This window comes from Gibbsiella dentisursi, from assembly GCF_039539505.1.
GTDB classification, from domain to species: Bacteria; Pseudomonadota; Gammaproteobacteria; order Enterobacterales; family Enterobacteriaceae; genus Gibbsiella; species Gibbsiella quercinecans.
In genome coordinates this window covers 2,210,700-2,227,184 of the sequence record NZ_BAABDG010000002.1, presented here as the reverse complement: position 1 = coordinate 2,227,184, position 16,485 = coordinate 2,210,700, and the positions used below count along the sequence as shown (strand labels likewise).

Sequence of the window (16,485 nt, the reverse complement as noted above, 5' to 3'; positions counted from 1 at the left end):
CCGGCATAAGGAAACAGCTTCTGGCGTGAATTCAATAATTATAATGTGAATTGGAAGGTACCCTACATGACGAAGCATTCCGCACTGACGTTCCTGCCGCCGCCGATGGCCTGGCATAACAATATGGCCGCGGAGGAACTGCAACACTTCGGCGCGCAACTTTCCGCCCGGCTCGATCGTTTGCCCGCCGCACGGCCGGTATGGCTGGTTATCGCCGCGCTGGCCCTGGGCGGTTGGTTTGAGGTTTTTGATGTTTTCCTCACCGCCTATATCGGCCCGGGCATGGTGAAAGAGGGCATTTTCACCCACGGCGGCCAGCATTTTTTTGATCTCGGCAGCCTGGGGGCCTTTGTCGCCGCGATGTTCTTTGGCGTTTTCATCGGCACCTTTCTGGTGGCTTCGGTTGCCGACCGGTTTGGCCGGCGCCGGATCTTCGTGGTGGCGCTGATGCTCTATGCGCTGGCCGGCGCCATCATGGCGTTCCAACACGATGCCGGCTGGATTGTCTTCTGGCGCATTATTACCGGCATCGGCGTTGGCGCGGAGCTGGTGACGATCGATGCCTATGTGTCTGAATTTATTCCCGCCCGCCTGCGTGGGCGCTCCTATGCCTTTGTGCAGGCGATTCAATACACCTCGATCCCGACCATCGCCTTTCTCTCCTGGCAACTGGTGCCTTTGGCGCCGATGGGGATCACCGGCTGGCGCTGGGTGGTGCTGTTTGGCTCGCTGGGGGCGATCGTCGTGTGGATTATCCGCATCGGCCTGCCGGAAAGCCCACGCTGGCTGGTGCAGCAGGGGCGCTATCAGGAAGCCGAAGATATCGTGCGGCGCCTGGAGGCGCGCGTGATCGTCAGCACCGGCAAACCGCTGCCGCCGGTTGCGGAAACCACCGTTGCTGTGCCGGCCGTGGCGGGGCCGGCGGTGGCCAACGAGATGTGGCGCCCACCGTACCGGCGGCGCACCATCATGCTGCTGGTGTTTAACTTTTTTCAATCCATCGGCTATTACGGTTTTGCCAGTTGGATCCCCACGCTGCTGGCGGCCAAAGGGGTTACCTTTACCCACAGCCTGTTCTATTCCTTCCTGATCGCTTTCGCCAGCCCGCTGGGCCCGCTGTTGGCGATGCTGTTTGCCGATCGTATCGAACGCAAATGGCTGGTCTCCGGCGCGGCGTTGGCGATGGCGTGCATCGGCACGCTGTTTTCCTGGCAGTCACAGCCGGTGATGCTGGTGGCGATGGGGCTGTTGCTCTCTTTAGCCAGCACCTGCATGACCTTTTCCTACCGCACCTATCAGGCGGAGCTATTCCCCACCCGGATCCGCGCCAAAGCCATCGGCCTGGTGTATTCCGTCAGCCGTATCAGCGCCATGTTCTCCGGCTTCACCATCGCCTATGTCTTGCATACCTTTGGCGTTAGCGCAGTGTTTGCCGTGATCTCCGCCGCGATGGCGATTGTGGTGTTCACCATTGGCACCTTTGGGCCAAAAACGCTGGGGCGCCGCCTGGAAGATATTTCAGGCTAAGGGTGCGGCGGATTATTCAATTTTGCAAAAAGGAGTGAATATGCAAGTAATCGCAAAAATTCAGCTGTTGGCGTTCGCCGGCCTGCTGACAGCGCAGGCGATGGCGCAGGATACCCTGCCACCGGTATTGCCGACGCAACTTGATCAGCGTTTGCAGCAGGCGGCCACTTCACCCCATGTATGGAACGGGGTGGTGGTTAGCCAGGACGGGCGTATTTTCGCTTCGCTCACGCAGTCTGAAGGGCCGGGATGGCAGTTGGTGGAGGTGGGGCAGAACGGTAAGTTGCAGCCTTATCCCGATGCCGCCTGGAACCAATGGCAACCCGGCAAGGCGCCGCAAAAACAGTTCCTGCACGTTAACGCGTTGCGTATCGGGCCAGACGGCAATTTATGGGCGATCGACGCCGGCAACAAGGGTATCGGTACCGGCGACAAGGCGGTGCCAGGGGCCGGCAAACTGGTGAAAATCAGCCTGAGCAGCAATCAGGTGCTTGACGTCTATCCGATTGCGCCGCCGGTTCTCAAGACCAACAGTTATCTCGACGATCTGCGTTTTAACGGCAAATATGTCTATATCACCGATCCGGGCGCGGAAGGGCTGGTGGTGCTTAACCTGGAAACGCGCCAGGCGCGCCGGGTGCTCGAACGGCACCCATTATCCATCGATCATGCGCCGATTTATGCCGACGGTAAAAAACTGTACCTGCGCGATGGCCGGGAGAAACGCGTCGGCCTGGATCAGTTGGAAGTCTCGCCAGACGGCAAATGGCTATACTACCAGGCGATCCCCGGGCCGCTGGCGCGCATCGCCACCCGTTATCTGGATGATGAAACGCTGCCGGCACAAGAGGTGAACAAGCACGCTGAAAAATGGCTGGATACCTGGAGCACTGGCGGTACGGCGATCGATGCGCAAGGCAATCTTTATGCCTCGGACATTAACACCCGCAGCATTAAGCGGATCACGCCGGCGGGGCAGGTTAGCACGGTGATTCAGGATCCGCGGCTGATCTGGATTGATGCGATGTGGATTAGCCACGGCGCCCTGTGGATGCCGTCGGCCCAAATCAACCGAACGCCGGCCACCACCGGCGGCAAACCTTCCACCGTGCAGTACCCGGTGAAGCTGTATAAGCTCGCTTTGCCGATTGCGCCATCACCCCGCGACCACACCTGACGACAGCGCCGGGGGCCAAAAGAGGCATGTTGTGCGCTTTGGCCCCCGGGATGGCCGGCTAACGCCAGGGGAACCCCTGGCGCTGCCAGCGAAACTGTTGCCGCTCTCCCCTGAAGACTACACTTACCGTAGTCCATTTAATTATCTTACTAGACGACCGGTCTATTTTTAACTATAGTGACCGCCATGTACACGATAACCAAAACCAACAAGGGCGAACAAACCCGCCTGCATATCCTCGCTGCCGGGCAAACGCTGGTGCTGCAGAAAGGGTTTGTCGGCGTGGGGCTGAAAGAGATCCTGGCTGCCTGCGGCGTGCCGAAAGGCTCTTTCTACCACTACTTTCCCTCGAAAGAAGCGTTTGGCTGCGCACTGCTTCAGCAGTACGTCGATGCCTACGTGCAGCGTCTTGATGAGTTGCTGGCCGGGACGGAAGGCGGGCGCCAGCGCTTGATGCGTTACTGGCACGCATGGATTGACGATCCGCTGTTGGGGGGCTGGGCCGAAAGCTGCCTGGTGGTCAAACTGGCGGCGGAAGTGGCGGATTTGTCCGAAGACATGCGGCTGATTCTGTGTGACGGCGTGGCGTTGTTGACGGCGCGCATCGCTGAAATGGTCGCCGCCGGCCGCCGCGACGGCTCGTTGCCTGCCGGCGATGCGCCGCAGGTTGTGGCCCAGGCGTTGTATCAACTTTGGCTGGGGGCGGCGCTGCTGGCGAAGCTCACCCGTGATAAGGCGCCGTTGCGCCAGGCGTTAATGACCACTGAACGGCTGATCGCTCCCTAGGGCGTTGGCCGTATTCAATTTCCACCGTATTACAGGAACCCGATATGAAAATTCTGATTGTACTGACATCGCATGATGCACTTGGCAACACCGGCAAGAAAACCGGTTTTTGGCTGGAAGAGTTTGCCGCGCCTTACTATGTGTTTAAAGACGCTGGTGCGCAGCTGACGTTGGTTTCCCCGGCCGGCGGCCAGCCGCCGCTGGATCCGAAGAGCGATGAACCGGATGCCCAAACCGCGGCGACCGAGCGTTTCCGTAATGATCCTGAAGCCCAGGCGGCGTTGGCCCATACCGGCAAGCTGGCCGAAGTGAACGCGGCTGATTTCGATGCCGTATTCTATCCGGGTGGCCACGGGCCGCTGTGGGATCTGGCCGAAGATCCGGCTTCCATCGCGCTGATCGAAGCCTTTGACCGCGCCAACAAGCCGTTTGGCCTGGTCTGCCATGCGCCGGGCGCGCTGCGCAAAGTGCAGGCGGCCGATGGGCAACCGCTGGTCAAAGGCCGCAAGGTGACCGGTTTCTCTAACAGTGAAGAAGAGGCCGTGCAGCTGACCGACGTTGTGCCGTTCCTGATTGAAGACGAATTTAAACGCCTGGGCGGCCATTATGAAAAAGGGCCGGACTGGCAGCCGCACATTGTGATTGACGGCCAATTGGTCACCGGCCAAAACCCCGCCAGCTCTGAAGCCGTTGCTGAAGCCCTGCTGAAAAAGCTGGCTTAAGCCTTGGGCGCTATCGGCGCGCATGATCTGCAACATGTTGTCGGGCGCGCGCATCGGCGCGTGCCTCATCGCCGCTGATAGCCTATGGCATTAAGCTGAAATACTGACTCAGGAGTCACCATGAATAATTCCGTTACGGCCCAAACGCTGGCCGCTACCGTCACCGCCATGAAACAGGCGCACATACAGGCGGGGCCGGCCAGCGCCGAGCTGCGCCACGATCGTCTGGCGCGCGCGGCACAGCTGCTGACCCAACATCATCAGGCGCTGGCGGCGGCGATCAGCGCCGATTACGGCCACCGCAGCACCTACCAGAGCCTGATGGCCGACGTAGCCTCTTCGGTGGCGGCACTGCGCTATGCGCAGGAAAACCTGGCGCAGTGGATGCAGCCGGAGCAGCAAGAAGCGCCGCAGCCAGGCATGCAGGCACGCATACAATACCAGCCGCTTGGCGTGGTGGGCGTTATCAGCCCGTGGAACTTTCCGCTGAATCTGGCATTCAGCCCATTGGCCGGGATCCTGGCCGCCGGTAACCGCGCGTTGCTCAAACCTTCCGAACTGACCCCGCGCACCGCGGAACTGCTGGCGGAACTGATCGGCCGCTATTTTGATCCGCTGGAGCTGAGTACCGTGCTGGGCGATGCCGATGTCGGCGCCGCGTTCAGCGCCCAGGCCTTTGACCATCTGGTGTTCACCGGCAGCACCGGGGTGGGGCGCCATGTGATGCGCGCCGCCGCCGAAAATCTGGTGCCGGTCACGCTGGAGTTGGGCGGCAAGTCGCCGGTGTTGATTGATACCGATGCCGACGTGAAAACGGCCGCCGAGCGCGTGTTGACGGTGAAAACCTTTAACGTCGGCCAGATCTGCATCTCGCCGGATTACGTGCTGCTGCCGGCGGCGGCGCGCGATACGTTTGTCGAGCACGCACGGGCGTTTATCGGCCGGGCATTCCCGACCATCCAAAATAACCCGGACTATACCGCCATCATTAACGATCGCCACTTCCAGCGTTTGCAGGAACTGCTGGCGGATGCCCGCGCCAAAGGCGCGACGCTGGTTGAACTGCAGCCGCAGGGCGAACCCAATGCCGATGCGGCAAGCCGCAAGCTGGCGCCGACGCTGGTGCTGGATGCCACCGATGAGATGCGGGTGATGCAGGAAGAGATTTTCGGGCCGATTCTGCCAATTAAAACCTACCGCGATGCCCATGAAGCGCTGGATTACATCAATGCGCATCCGCGCCCACTGGCCGCCTACTACTTTGGTGATGATGCCGCGCGCCAGCAAGCGTTCGCCGAACACACCACCTCCGGGGCGCTGGTGATTAACGATGTGATGACCCACGCCACGGTTGAAACCCTGCCGTTCGGCGGCGTTGGCCCATCCGGCATTGGCGCTTATCACGGTATTCACGGCTTCCGCCGTTTCAGCCACGCCAAAGCGGTGGTGGTACAAAGCCCGGGCGGGGAGTCCAACCTGCGTATGCGCGCGCCTTATGCCGAAGGGCTGGCCCAGATTGAAGCGCTGTTGGCCGGTAAGTAACCACTAAGCACACCCTATTCCGCATGCTGGAGAATAGGGCGCATAGGCTCGCCGCATTGCTGATAGGGGTGTGTTGCCCTGCAACGCGCGCGAGCCGGCGGCTGGCCTGTACGGATTATTTAAACACGTACGCTACCCCGAAGCGGAAACGAAACTGCCGCTCACTGGATTTTGCCGAGCGGCTAATGTCGCCAAAGCTGATATAAGGGCTCCATTCTTTTTGTTCACCCATATTGTAATTAAATTGCAATTCTTGCTCATAGTTGGTTTTCTTGTTGGCGAAAAGATCTTCATCACCATGCATATAGATAATTTTGTAGGTTGTGACCAAATCATTAAAGCGATAACGCAGATAACCATCTACCCGATTAACGGTGCGGTGCTTATTCGTGGTGCATACCGTCCCCACGGTATTGCAAACATCATCATGCGCGTAGTCGGTTAATTCGATGCGATATAACCCGCCGATCGACCAGCTGTCATTGATTTTATACCAGGGGGAAACGCCAAATTTCCATTCGGTGCGTGTTGAGTTGAATTCTGGTTGAAACAGCGGCGAAATAGATAAATTGCCGAACTGATATTTTTTGGCGAGCGTCATCTCCACCGCATTTAATACGGTGTCGTTGTAGTATTTATCCTTGGTGTTGGCACCGCCGGTTTTAAATTTTGTTTCAACCGCAAACGAAAAATTTTCAGGCAGCTGTGCGGCGAAGGTTAGTTTGTCGTAGTGTGTGCGATCCCGCGCCCGGTAGTCATGCCGATAATCAAATGAAACCTTATTGATAAAGGATTCCGCACTGGCCTGGGTGAAAGGAATAACGGTGAGTGTGGCGAAAATTAACGTACTTTTTAACAGTTCCATGTTTATCCCATTATTAACGATTAAATGACAAAGGCTTAATTAAGTTACCCAAAATAATTCGAGTTGCAGAAAGGCGGCGACGCAGTGACAAATTCGTCAGGAACGAATTTTCCTGGCCTCTGGCCAGCCTCCGGTGAGAGACAAGGATGTCTCTCATCAATCCCCAGGAGCTTACCGAAGTCAAGTGACTGGGGTGAGCGAGGAAAGCCAACGCATCTGCAGCTTGAAGTATGAAGGGTATATTTTTATTCGCTTAGCGTGATGACGTCATACATAACACTCCCGCCTTTCAATTCCAGGGAGATTGTATTGTTGCCTTTTTTAAGCTGTGCCGGTGTTATCGCTATCTGTTTAAAGTGATAGCGGCCGTTTTTCAATGCGCCGCGGTAAATGGTTTTGTCATTCTCATATTTCAGCGTTTGAATCGTTTTCCCGTTAACCACCACCGCCAGTTCCGGCGCCGTCGGGTTACTCATTGAGCCGTTACTGGCCGCGGCCAGCGCAATATTCAAGTAATAGGTTTTGTTCTTGGGCTGCATGGCAAAGCGAATATCCCATTTCCCCGGCTTGGTTTGGGCGTAATACCAATCCCGCTGGTAATCGCTACGGCCAATGGTAAACGTCAGGTTGGCCGGCACCGCATTCTGCCAGCGATAATTTCGGGCTTCATGGCCGAAGCGGAATTCGCCGGCCTGACGGTCTGCCTGGCCGATAGCCCAGATAACCGGTTTGGCGTGGGGGATCGTGATATCCGGCAAGCGTTGGTGGTTGCCGCTAACGGTGACGGTTTGTTGCGCCAGGATGCCGGGCTGCGTGCCGCTGTCGGCATACACCGCCAGTTTATATTCCCCTGGCCTGACGTGGCCGATGCTGAACTTGCCTTCGCTGTCGGTGACCGCCTGGAAAGAATAACCCCGCGTCTGAAGATTAATGGCTTCATCCAGGGATGAGGAAAGTATGACGGTCACGGGCCATTGGCTATGTACCTGGCCGTTCAGCGTGGTGCGTTCCAGCGGATAGCGTTTGTCATCCAGCCAGCGATAGGGCCAGGCGGCTTTTTCGGCCGCTGACCGCCGGCTGGCGTCGTTAAGCATTTGCTGCTGATTACCCTGGTTGATATACAGCAGCCACGGACCATAGAGTTTTTTCCAGCCGGGGCGGGCGACCATGTCCGGCGTGCCAAAATGCGCGCCGGTCATATAGTTCAGGATGATCGCATCCTGGTGCACCAGCAGCTCTTGTTTTAGCGCATCGCCAGAAAAGTACTCCGGGCTGGCGTGAATCAGCCAGGCACCGACGCCATGGCCGAAGACGCCCCAGAAAGGGAGCGCGTGCAGATAACCGGCAAAGTCATATTTGGAATACACTTCGCCTTGGGGTAAACGCCAGGTTTCATCTTGTACTTTCGGTAATTGCTCAAGCTGGCCATAAAGCAACGGTTGCCCGGTGCGCACGCCGTTATAAAGATGATCAAGCCTGGCGGGATCGAACCGGTAGACGTTGCGCAGCTCACTGATGACCACGTCTTGCTTTCCCGCATTTTCAGCGACGACATAGCTATAAATACCGCTGATGCCTTTGCGCATAATCAAATGATATTCCAGGCGCAATAATCCCCGCTGGTCATCGATATAAGCAATATGCGCCATCTCCGGCCCGTTTTTAATAACGTCAACCCGGTTTGGCGTAAAGTCTTTTACGCCTTTAACATAATAATCCAGATAGGCGCTGCGCCGTTTGCTGGGATCTCTTTCCGCCCCGGAAAGGTGAGTCACGATATTCTCGCCGTTTTTTATAATGCTGGCGGCGCTGCCGTCTTCGCTGAATTCAACTTTTATCAATCCATTGTCCAGCGTGGTTTTTAGCCCGGAAGTGGTTAATGCAACAGGAGCCGTACAGTGGCCGTAAGGCGACAGAACAAATCCAATCAGAAATAACATGCTTTTTTTCACAATCATCCCTCTTGGTGTTAATTGACATTATCAATGCCGTGCGAGCGGTGTTAACGTCATCCTTAAATTATCTCCAATGGAGACGGTGAGTGTTATTTTAATTTTTAGGCGTGGATAATAATGATGATGATGATGAGAAGGGGCCGATATGGCGGGGCCTGCGTCCTGCTAATGACCATCAGATATCCGTATCTCTACCTATACCCGGTAAACTTCAGATTGCAGGCGTGTTGGCCGCAATCTAAATTATTTTGGCCATTGGCCTTTGTGACGACAACATAGCTAAAGTAGAGGGGAAGGTGGCGATGCACCTTTATGATATTGCCATGTCGGCGTTTTATCAGGCAATGATATGAAGGGCGCGCGGATCCGTATCACATAAAATACAATTCGTCATCGCAGAAATTAATGGTTGTCGTAAAAATTACCTGGCCCATCCCTGGGCGACGTCTTGGTTGTGGGGCGGGCGCTATTTTAGCCGGCCATGGGTTTACGGCCGGCGCTGAGCAGCTTCGGCAGATTAAACTCAATCCAGTCCGTCAGTTGAATTACCTGCATATACACTTCCCGCCCTAACGGCGTTAAAGAATATTCGGTATGTGGGGGCACCACCGGCAGGCTTTCACGGTGCACAAACCCATCCTTCTCAAACGTCTGCAGCGTTTGTGCCAGCATTTTTTCACTGATGCCGCTGATTCTGCGGCGCAGTTCGCTAAAACGCAGCGTCTCATCATCCAGCGCAATCAGCACCAGAATCCCCCAGCGGCTGACAATATGCTGCAGTATCACGCGGGAGGGGCAGTCGGCATCCAGCAGCTTGCCGTACCGAACCGCCGGCAGGCCCGCACCGTTCTCTTTACGCATCGTTTTCCCCATGACAAATAAAATTAACACTAACAAAAAGGTAAGTACTTACCAAAGGATAGTATATCTTTTATAGTGATTGCCGTACAGAGAAAGCCGGGAATGGCTCCGGCAGTGCAGGACGATCCTGCTTATCACATCACACTGAATAGAGGTTGTTATGATTGCAGTTACAGGTGCTACCGGCCAACTGGGCCGCCTCGTGATCGAGGCATTATTGAAAACCGTTCCGGCTAACCAGATTGTCGCCGCCGTACGCAGCCCGGAGAAAGCGCAGGATCTGGCTAAGCAGGGCCTGGTGGTGCGGCAGGCGGACTACAGCCAGCCGGCCACGTTGCAAGCGGCGTTCCAGGGGGTGAGTAAGCTGCTGCTGATCTCATCAAGCGAAGTTGGGCAACGCGCCGCGCAGCACCAGGCGGTGATCGATGCCGCCAAGGCCGCCGGGGTGGAACTGATCGCCTATACCAGCCTGCTGCACGCGGAAACTTCGCCGCTGCTGCTGGGTGAAGAACACCGCCAGACAGAGGCGGCATTGCAGCAGTCCGGCCTGCCGTTCGTGCTGCTGCGTAATGGCTGGTATAGCGAAAACTATGCCGCCAGCATTGCGCCGGCGCTGGCTCATGGCGCCTTTATCGGCGCGGCAAAAAACGGGCGTATTGCTTCTGCTGCCCGCGCAGATTATGCGCTTGCCGCCGCCAAGGTTCTGCAACTGGATGGGCAGGCAGGCAAGGTGTACGAGCTGGCCGGCGACGACAGCTACACGCTGTCCGAGTTTGCCGCAGAGATTGCACAGCAGTCCGGCAAGGCGGTTAACTATGTGGACATGCCGCAGGCCGAGTTTGCCGCCGCATTAAAAGGCGCAGGGTTGCCGGCCGGCCTGGCCGACGTATTGGCCGATTCTGACGTGGGCGCTGCGCAAGGCGCGCTCTATGACGACAGCCATACGCTGAGCCAATTAATCGGCCGCCCAACCACGACCTATCAACAGGTTATCGCCGCTGCGCTGGCCGCGCTGTAACCGCTTGCGGGGGCTCAAGGCCCCCGTCATATCAGGCAACGCTGGCCCCAGGTTGTTCCAGCAGTTCACAAAGCAACTGGCGCTGTTGTTGCAGCGCCTGGCCGGTGCGCGCCCGGGGCCACGGCAGCTCGACCGGCAAAACATGGCGGATACGCCCCGGCCGCGGGGACATCACTACAATGCGGTCTGCCAGAAACAGCGCTTCTTCCACATCGTGGGTCACCAGTAAAATGCTTAGATGGGTTTGCAGGCGAATAGCCGCCAGGCTGTCCTGCAACTGCTGGCGGGTGAGCGCGTCCAGCGCGCCGAACGGTTCATCCAGCAGCAGGATGCTGGGCTGCGCCGCCAGCCCGCGGGCGATGGCCACACGCTGCGCCATCCCTCCCGATAGCTGGTGCGGCCAGGCCTGCGCAAACCCCTCCAATCCCATCATTGCCAGGTAATGTGCCACCTGGCGGGCGGTTTCTTGCGGTGGCAAATGCTGCTGCTCCATGCCGAGCGCGATGTTATCCGCCACTGTCAGCCAGGGGAACAGCCGCGCTTCCTGAAACACCAGGCTCACCCGCGGCGGAATGCCGTGCAGCGGGCGGCCGTTAACCCTGATCTGCCCATGTTCGGCTTGCTCAAGCCCGGCGGCCAGCCGCAGCAGGGTGGATTTGCCACAGCCGCTGGCGCCGATAATCGCCACCAGTTCGCCCGGGGCGAGCGCCAGGTTGATCTCCTGCAGGGCAGGGAGCGCCTGGCCGTTGACGGTAAAAAATTTACTGATATGGCTAAATTGCAGCGACATAGCGGCTCCGTAGGGTTATTAGTGAAAGCGCCAGGCGGTGAGGCGGCGTTCCGCCAGCGCAATGGCCTTGGCGGAAAGCGCCGCCACCAGCGCTATCAGCGCCACGCCGGCGAGAATGCGATCGGCTGCCAGCAATTGTTGGGCACGCATCATCATGCTGCCCAGCCCGTCGCCGGACGAGATAAAATATTCCGCACCGATGGTGCCGACCCAGGCGTGCATCAGCCCCAGCCGCAGCCCGGAAAACAGCGCCGGCAGCATGCCAGGCAGCACCAGTTTGCGCAGGCGCTGGCCTGGCGTCAGTTGCAGAATGCGGCTCACCTCCTGCAGCATTGGCGGCAACTGGGCAATACCCTGATGGGTGGCTAGTAGCACCGGGAAGAACGTCGCCAGCGCGATGAATACGATTTTGGCCATTTCCCCCAGGCCGAACCAGGCGGTCAGTAGCGGCAGCCAGGCGAACACCGCCACGCTGCGCAGGGCGGAAAGCAGCGGGCTGAACAGCCGATCGGCCATCGGCCAACTGCCGAGCAACCCGCCGGCCAACATGCCGGCCGCGCTGCCCAGCGCAAAGCCCTGTAGCATACGGAAAAGGCTGGCGGCCAGATCGTCCGCCAGCGTGCCGTTGAACAGGCCGTCGAACAGCGTGCGCCCGACGGCCGCCGGGGCCGGCAGGAAGGCGCTGGCCAACAGGCCGTGGGCGGCGGCAAACTGCCAGAGTGCCGCCAGCAGTAACGGCACCACCCAACCCGCCAGGGAAAAGCCCGCCGCCGGGGTGCGCAGGTTATCTGGGCTAATCACCTGCGCTGGCCAGTGCACCCAGCGCCGGGTCAGCCACAGCAGGCCTTTTTCACCGAGGAAGCCAAACGCGCCAATCACGAAAATGCAGACAAACACCAGATCCAGCATAAACAGCTGCCGGCTTTGCACCAGCAGATAACCGAGCCCTTCGCTTGAGGCCAGCAGTTCCACGGCGATCAGCGCTACCCACCCTTGCGAAAAGGCCAGCCGTACCCCGGTCATCAGGTAGGGCAGCATCGCCGGCAAGATCAGGCGGCGCACAAACGCCAGCGGCGGCAGGCGCAGGCTGCGCGCCGCTTCATACAGTTTTTGCGGTGTTTGCTGGATGCCGATGCAGGTATACAGCGCCACCGGCACCGCCACCGATTTGATTAAAATGGTGAGCTTGAGCGCCTCGCCAATCCCCAGCGCCAGCATCAGCAGTGGGATCCACGCCAGGGTCGGGATCTGCACCAGCACGGTAAAAATCGGCATTAACAGGCGGTTGGCGAACGGGCTTAGGCCAAACAGGGCGCCAAGCGCCAGCCCGACGAAAATGCCGCCGGCCAGCCCGAGCGCCAGGCGCCACAGGCTGATGGGCAGCTCATGGATCAGTTCTTCCGGGATAAAGGCCCGCGCGCTGTCGAACACCACCGCCGGCGAAGGCAAAATTTGCGCCGACATCCAGCCGTGGCTGCTGGCCAGCCACCAGCCGCCCAACAGCAGCAACGGCACCAGCAGGGCATAGTAGCCCGCTGCCGCCGCAGCGGCGGAAAAAGGAAGCGGGGGCGCGGCGTTGGCCGGCAAAGCATTTTTACGCATCATGGCTAAGCAGGCTTATTTTTGTGTTAGCAGCGACAGGCGGGTAATGCCTGCCTTTTCCAGATCGGCCAGCAGCCCGGCGACGATGCCGTAGTTGGCGCTCTGCTCGGCCTGCACCTGCACAATCAGGTTGCTATTGGCGGCTTTCTCCTGCGCCAGACGTTGCACCAGTTGTTCGCGCTCAATCGCCTCTTTATTGATAAAAAATTGCTGTTCGCCGTTGATGCTGACCACCAGCGGATCCTGCTGTTCGGCCGGCGCCACCGCCGCGGTTTTGGGCAATTGGATCGGGATGGCGTTGGTCAGCATCGGCGCGGTCACGATAAACACCACCAGCAATACCAGCATGACATCCACTAACGGCGTGATGTTCATTTCACTCATCACGTCTTCGTTGTTTTGCGAGGAAAACGCCATTTACACCGCCTCCCGCATGTTTTTGATTTCGAAAGGCGTGGGGCTGCCGCTCACCTGAAAGCCCTGGGCCTGCATCACGCTGTAAATGTCGTGGGCGAAATCGTCCATATCGGCCACCGCCAGCTTCAGGCGGCGTAGGAAATAGTTGTAGATCAGCACCGCCGGCACGGCGACCGCGATCCCGATCCCGGTGGCGATCAGCGCATTGCCGATCGGCCCGGCCACCGTATCCAGGCTGGCAGAGCCGGTCTGGCCGATACTCTGCAAGGCGGCCATTATTCCCCATACGGTGCCGAACAGGCCGATAAACGGCGAGGTGCTGCCGATGCTGGCGAGGATCGCCAGGCCGCTTTCCAGCGAACGGCGCTCACGTTGGATCTGCTGTTGCAGCGCGCGCTCTACCCGGTCCGGTAATTGGGCGTCGAGCGTTTTGCGCCCTTGCAGGTGCGCCGGCGCATCCAGCGCGGCCAGGGCCAACTGGGCCAGCGCGCCGGTGCGTTGGCTCTCGTTCAGCGCCTGGTGCAGATCCTCCTGCTGCCAGAACAGCTGTTTAAAGCGCTTATCGCGGCGCTGCTGGCGCAGGTATTGCGCCAGCTTGATCAAGCCGATGAACCAGGTTAATACCGAGAAAAACAGCAGTAGCAGGATAACGGCGCCCTCAGGGGAAGCCAGTTCAATGTGTCCGAGCGTCATAACCTTTACCTCATGAGTCAAGCGAGAAATCGATGGGAACAATTACCGAGCCGCTGACGGCCTGGCTGCCGCGGCGGGCCGGTACGAAAGACCAGCGCCGCACAGTTTCTTGCGCCGCCTTATCCAGCGCGGCGTAGCCGCTGGATTTTTGCAGGCGGATGGACAGTACTTTGCCGTTGGCGCCAACCTGCACATTCAGTAATACGGTGCCTTCCTGCCCCCGGGTGATGGCGGCTTCCGGGTATTCCGGCGCCGGGTTATGCAAATAATCGGCATTGGCCAGCGGCGGCGTGATCGGCTGTGTTTGCTGGCTGGCGGCGTTATTTGCCACGGCTTGTTGGGCCGGCGCCGGTGTGGCCGGCGTTTTATTTACCGGTTTGGCGGGTTTGACCGGGCGTTTTTTCTCCAGTGGTTTTTGCACTTTCTTTTCCGGCACGTTGGCCGGCGGCCGCGGTTTTTCCACCGGTGCCGGCGGTTGCAGCGCGTTTTCATCCACCGGCAGCGTTTTTTCTACCGGTGCCGGGGGCGCGGGTGGTTCTTCGGCCACCGGCGGCGGCTCTTGTGGCGCGGCGGTGAGTTCAATGTTGATCGGCAACTGGCGCGGCGGCGTGAGCAGCGGTGGGATCGCCGTGCGCTGCAACAGCAGCAGCGCCGCCGCATGCAGCGCCACGACCAGCAGTAGGGCCAGCCATCGTTCAGGCCGCGAAGCGCCGGCCAGCCCGGTGCGCGGCACAAACCGGCGACCGAGTGGCGCAGCGGCCGCCGGCTCCGTTGTTGTTGGCTGCCAGGCCGGCTCAGGTTCACCGGCATAGATTACTTGGGTCATTAAACTGTTCTCCAGGCGACAAATACCCTTCATACTTCAAGCTGCAGGTGTGTTGGCTTTATTACTCGGCCCATCCTTGGGCCTCGCCCCGATGGGGCCGCTGCCGGCAGCGTTCAAATCTGCTCCCGGCAGATTTGTCGCTCACCCCAGTCACTTACTCAAGTAAGCTCCTGGGGACTCGCTGCGTCGCCGCGTGATTCGGCCATTCGGCCTCACCCCTACGGGGCCAGCGCTAGCGCTGTTCAAAAACGCTTTTGCGTTTTTGTCCTGCAACTCGAATTATTTTGGGTACAGAGGATGAATTCGATTTTTCGTCCTTAGCGTTTAATGTCAAATTCGCTATATGCATATCGATATACATTTCATTTCTTTTATTTTCATCATTGCCGGTATTGGATAGGGAAATGCACGTTGACAGTGATTATCATCAACTTAATCGTAATTTCATTTTTAACTCTAATGCATACTGAGCATAGTTTTTTTTCATGTGCTGCATAGTGGCGTTATATTGCCGCTGCGACTGGTTTAGCGAATAAATAAAAATACAAATGCGTTTTATGTATTAGCCAGTTTGTTTTCTGCCGTTTAAATGTTGCCGGAGCGATGATGGTGGATTATGGGCATAAACGCAAAATAAAAAATGGGTGTAAAAAATGAAAGTGGCAAAAGGGTGGGTGTTTTTTGGCCTGTTGGCGGCCAGCGTATTTTGGCCCGGGGCGGCCAGCGCGGCGAATGAAATCCGCATTGCGGTTTCGGATATCGGCGCCGGCGAGCAACCGGCCGGCGGCGGGTTGATTGACGTGATTTACCGGCAGAAATTATTGGAGCAGGAGTTTGGCCGGGATGGCATCAACGTGCGTTGGCTGTTTATTAAAGGCGCCGGGCCGGTGATTAACGAAGGCTTTGCCAACCACCAGATCGACGTGGCCTACCTGGGGGATCTGGCCAGTATTATCGGCCGTTCGCGCGGGTTGGATACCCAGGTTATTGGCGCCGCGGCGCGTGGTATCAACCATTATCTGGCGGTGCCGCGGGGCGCGGATATTCACCAACTGGCCGATCTAAAAGGCAAGCGCGTTGGCCTGTTCCGCGGCACCGCCGCCGAGCTGTCCTTCCTGGCCGCGCTGCATTCGCAGGGCATGAAGGCCAGAGATGTCAAAATCATCAATCTTGATTTTGCTGCCGCCAGCGCGGCATTGGCGGCCAGGCAGATCGACGCGACCTGGGGCGGCAACAATACCCTGGCGCTGCGGGATAAGGGTGTGGCGGATATTCCGGTATCGACCCAGGTGCTTAACGGCGCCGGGCAGCTTAGCGGGTTGATCGTCATTGACGGCGAATTCGCCCGCCGTAATGGGGATATTCTGCGGCGGATTATTAACGTGCAACGCCACGCTGCGGCCTGGGCCAGCGAGGAAAAAAATAAAAACGAGTTTATTCAGTTGCTGGCAAAACAATCCGGTTACCCGGAAGCTATTTTGCGTGAGGAATGGGATGGATTGCCGCCGTTATCACAGCGGTTATCACCAGAGCTGGATAGTGCTTTTAAAGCACAGTTACAACTATCGATAAATACTGCGCTGGAAGCGCGCCTAATTCGCCAGCCAGTGAATATCGATAATTGGTTAAACGATGATTTTTTGAAAGCGCAGTGATTAATCACACGGCTGCTATTTCTTTTTATCAATTATTCCCGGCATACGG

At 58.1% G+C, this 16,485-nt stretch carries 15 protein-coding genes; 7 read left to right on the top strand and 8 right to left on the bottom strand.

The genetic code is table 11. From position 1 onward, the window contains the following. Nucleotides 1-66: 66 nt before the first annotated feature. The 5 genes from ABFX35_RS10530 (at nt 67) to ABFX35_RS10510 (ending at nt 5,754) form a co-directional block, all read left to right on the top strand. Complete coding sequence (locus ABFX35_RS10530; protein WP_230469524.1) at nt 67-1,527, top strand: MFS transporter; 1,461 nt, start codon at nt 67-69, stop codon at nt 1,525-1,527. 40 nt (nt 1,528-1,567) lie between these two features. After that, nucleotides 1,568-2,704, top strand: a complete 1,137-nt coding sequence (locus tag ABFX35_RS10525) for an L-dopachrome tautomerase-related protein (protein WP_346080744.1) — start codon at nt 1,568-1,570, stop codon at nt 2,702-2,704. 186 nt (nt 2,705-2,890) lie between these two features. Next, a complete protein-coding gene (locus ABFX35_RS10520) occupies nt 2,891-3,490 on the top strand; it encodes a TetR/AcrR family transcriptional regulator (protein ID WP_346080742.1) in 600 nt (199 codons plus the stop codon). 44 nt (nt 3,491-3,534) lie between these two features. After that, entirely contained in the window at nt 3,535-4,212 is a 678-nt protein-coding gene (locus ABFX35_RS10515; protein WP_346080740.1) for a type 1 glutamine amidotransferase domain-containing protein, read from the top strand. Nucleotides 4,213-4,332: 120 nt separating this feature from the next. Then, on the top strand, nt 4,333-5,754 hold the full coding sequence (locus tag ABFX35_RS10510; RefSeq protein WP_346080738.1) for a coniferyl aldehyde dehydrogenase: 1,422 nt from the start codon (nt 4,333-4,335) through the stop codon (nt 5,752-5,754). Nucleotides 5,755-5,869: 115 nt separating this feature from the next. On the opposite strand, the gene ABFX35_RS10505 is transcribed toward ABFX35_RS10510, so the two are convergent. The 3 genes from ABFX35_RS10505 to ABFX35_RS10495 form a co-directional block, all read right to left on the bottom strand. Further along, nucleotides 5,870-6,619 (bottom strand): oligogalacturonate-specific porin KdgM family protein, encoded by a 750-nt coding sequence (locus ABFX35_RS10505; protein WP_279026469.1) that lies wholly within the window; start codon nt 6,617-6,619, stop codon nt 5,870-5,872. Nucleotides 6,620-6,864: 245 nt separating this feature from the next. Further along, nucleotides 6,865-8,559, bottom strand: a complete 1,695-nt coding sequence (locus ABFX35_RS10500; protein WP_346080736.1) for a polysaccharide lyase family protein — start codon at nt 8,557-8,559, stop codon at nt 6,865-6,867. A gap of 486 nt (nt 8,560-9,045) precedes the next feature. After that, nucleotides 9,046-9,435 carry a winged helix-turn-helix transcriptional regulator gene (locus ABFX35_RS10495; protein WP_279028473.1) on the bottom strand — a complete coding sequence of 130 codons (390 nt, stop codon included), beginning with the start codon at nt 9,433-9,435 and terminating at the stop codon, nt 9,046-9,048. A gap of 160 nt (nt 9,436-9,595) precedes the next feature. Here ABFX35_RS10495 and ABFX35_RS10490 point away from each other — a divergent pair, with 160 nt between their 5' ends. Further along, complete coding sequence (locus tag ABFX35_RS10490) at nt 9,596-10,453, top strand: SDR family oxidoreductase (RefSeq protein ID WP_279028475.1); 858 nt, start codon at nt 9,596-9,598, stop codon at nt 10,451-10,453. Nucleotides 10,454-10,484: 31 nt separating this feature from the next. Here the strand turns inward: ABFX35_RS10490 and ABFX35_RS10485 are convergent, their stop codons facing one another. From ABFX35_RS10485 to ABFX35_RS10465, 5 genes are read right to left on the bottom strand one after another with little or no spacing between them, the layout of a single operon-like run. Continuing rightward, on the bottom strand, nt 10,485-11,243 hold the full coding sequence (locus ABFX35_RS10485) for an ABC transporter ATP-binding protein (protein ID WP_279028478.1): 759 nt from the start codon (nt 11,241-11,243) through the stop codon (nt 10,485-10,487). Nucleotides 11,244-11,261: 18 nt separating this feature from the next. Then, a complete protein-coding gene (locus ABFX35_RS10480; protein WP_346080732.1) occupies nt 11,262-12,848 on the bottom strand; it encodes an ABC transporter permease in 1,587 nt (528 codons plus the stop codon). Nucleotides 12,849-12,860: 12 nt separating this feature from the next. Beyond that, entirely contained in the window at nt 12,861-13,262 is a 402-nt protein-coding gene (locus tag ABFX35_RS10475; RefSeq protein WP_095848237.1) for an ExbD/TolR family protein, read from the bottom strand. After that, nucleotides 13,263-13,955 (bottom strand): MotA/TolQ/ExbB proton channel family protein, encoded by a 693-nt coding sequence (locus ABFX35_RS10470; RefSeq protein ID WP_346080730.1) that lies wholly within the window; start codon nt 13,953-13,955, stop codon nt 13,263-13,265. 10 nt (nt 13,956-13,965) lie between these two features. Continuing rightward, nucleotides 13,966-14,781 (bottom strand): energy transducer TonB, encoded by an 816-nt coding sequence (locus ABFX35_RS10465; RefSeq protein WP_346080728.1) that lies wholly within the window; start codon nt 14,779-14,781, stop codon nt 13,966-13,968. A gap of 653 nt (nt 14,782-15,434) precedes the next feature. Between ABFX35_RS10465 and ABFX35_RS10460 the strand changes: the two genes are divergently transcribed. Next, a complete protein-coding gene (locus ABFX35_RS10460; protein ID WP_279028490.1) occupies nt 15,435-16,436 on the top strand; it encodes an ABC transporter substrate-binding protein in 1,002 nt (333 codons plus the stop codon). The last annotated feature ends 49 nt before the right edge of the window (nt 16,437-16,485 follow it).

Excerpts from the sequence above, each read along its gene's own strand:
- ABFX35_RS10505 (WP_279026469.1), bottom strand. The coding sequence starts at position 6,619 with ATGGAACTGTTAAAAAGTACGTTAATTTTCGCCACACTCACCGTTATT.
- ABFX35_RS10500 (WP_346080736.1), bottom strand. The coding sequence starts at position 8,559 with ATGTTATTTCTGATTGGATTTGTTCTGTCGCCTTACGGCCACTGTACG.
- ABFX35_RS10485 (WP_279028478.1), bottom strand. The coding sequence starts at position 11,243 with ATGTCGCTGCAATTTAGCCATATCAGTAAATTTTTTACCGTCAACGGC.
- ABFX35_RS10465 (WP_346080728.1), bottom strand. The coding sequence starts at position 14,781 with ATGACCCAAGTAATCTATGCCGGTGAACCTGAGCCGGCCTGGCAGCCA.
- ABFX35_RS10530 (WP_230469524.1), top strand. The coding sequence starts at position 67 with ATGACGAAGCATTCCGCACTGACGTTCCTGCCGCCGCCGATGGCCTGG.
- ABFX35_RS10520 (WP_346080742.1), top strand. The coding sequence starts at position 2,891 with ATGTACACGATAACCAAAACCAACAAGGGCGAACAAACCCGCCTGCAT.
- ABFX35_RS10490 (WP_279028475.1), top strand. The coding sequence starts at position 9,596 with ATGATTGCAGTTACAGGTGCTACCGGCCAACTGGGCCGCCTCGTGATC.
- ABFX35_RS10495 (WP_279028473.1), bottom strand. The coding sequence starts at position 9,435 with ATGCGTAAAGAGAACGGTGCGGGCCTGCCGGCGGTTCGGTACGGCAAG.
- ABFX35_RS10475 (WP_095848237.1), bottom strand. The coding sequence starts at position 13,262 with ATGGCGTTTTCCTCGCAAAACAACGAAGACGTGATGAGTGAAATGAAC.
- ABFX35_RS10470 (WP_346080730.1), bottom strand. The coding sequence starts at position 13,955 with ATGACGCTCGGACACATTGAACTGGCTTCCCCTGAGGGCGCCGTTATC.
- ABFX35_RS10525 (WP_346080744.1), top strand. The coding sequence starts at position 1,568 with ATGCAAGTAATCGCAAAAATTCAGCTGTTGGCGTTCGCCGGCCTGCTG.
- ABFX35_RS10480 (WP_346080732.1), bottom strand. The coding sequence starts at position 12,848 with ATGATGCGTAAAAATGCTTTGCCGGCCAACGCCGCGCCCCCGCTTCCT.
- ABFX35_RS10460 (WP_279028490.1), top strand. The coding sequence starts at position 15,435 with ATGAAAGTGGCAAAAGGGTGGGTGTTTTTTGGCCTGTTGGCGGCCAGC.
- ABFX35_RS10510 (WP_346080738.1), top strand. The coding sequence starts at position 4,333 with ATGAATAATTCCGTTACGGCCCAAACGCTGGCCGCTACCGTCACCGCC.
- ABFX35_RS10515 (WP_346080740.1), top strand. The coding sequence starts at position 3,535 with ATGAAAATTCTGATTGTACTGACATCGCATGATGCACTTGGCAACACC.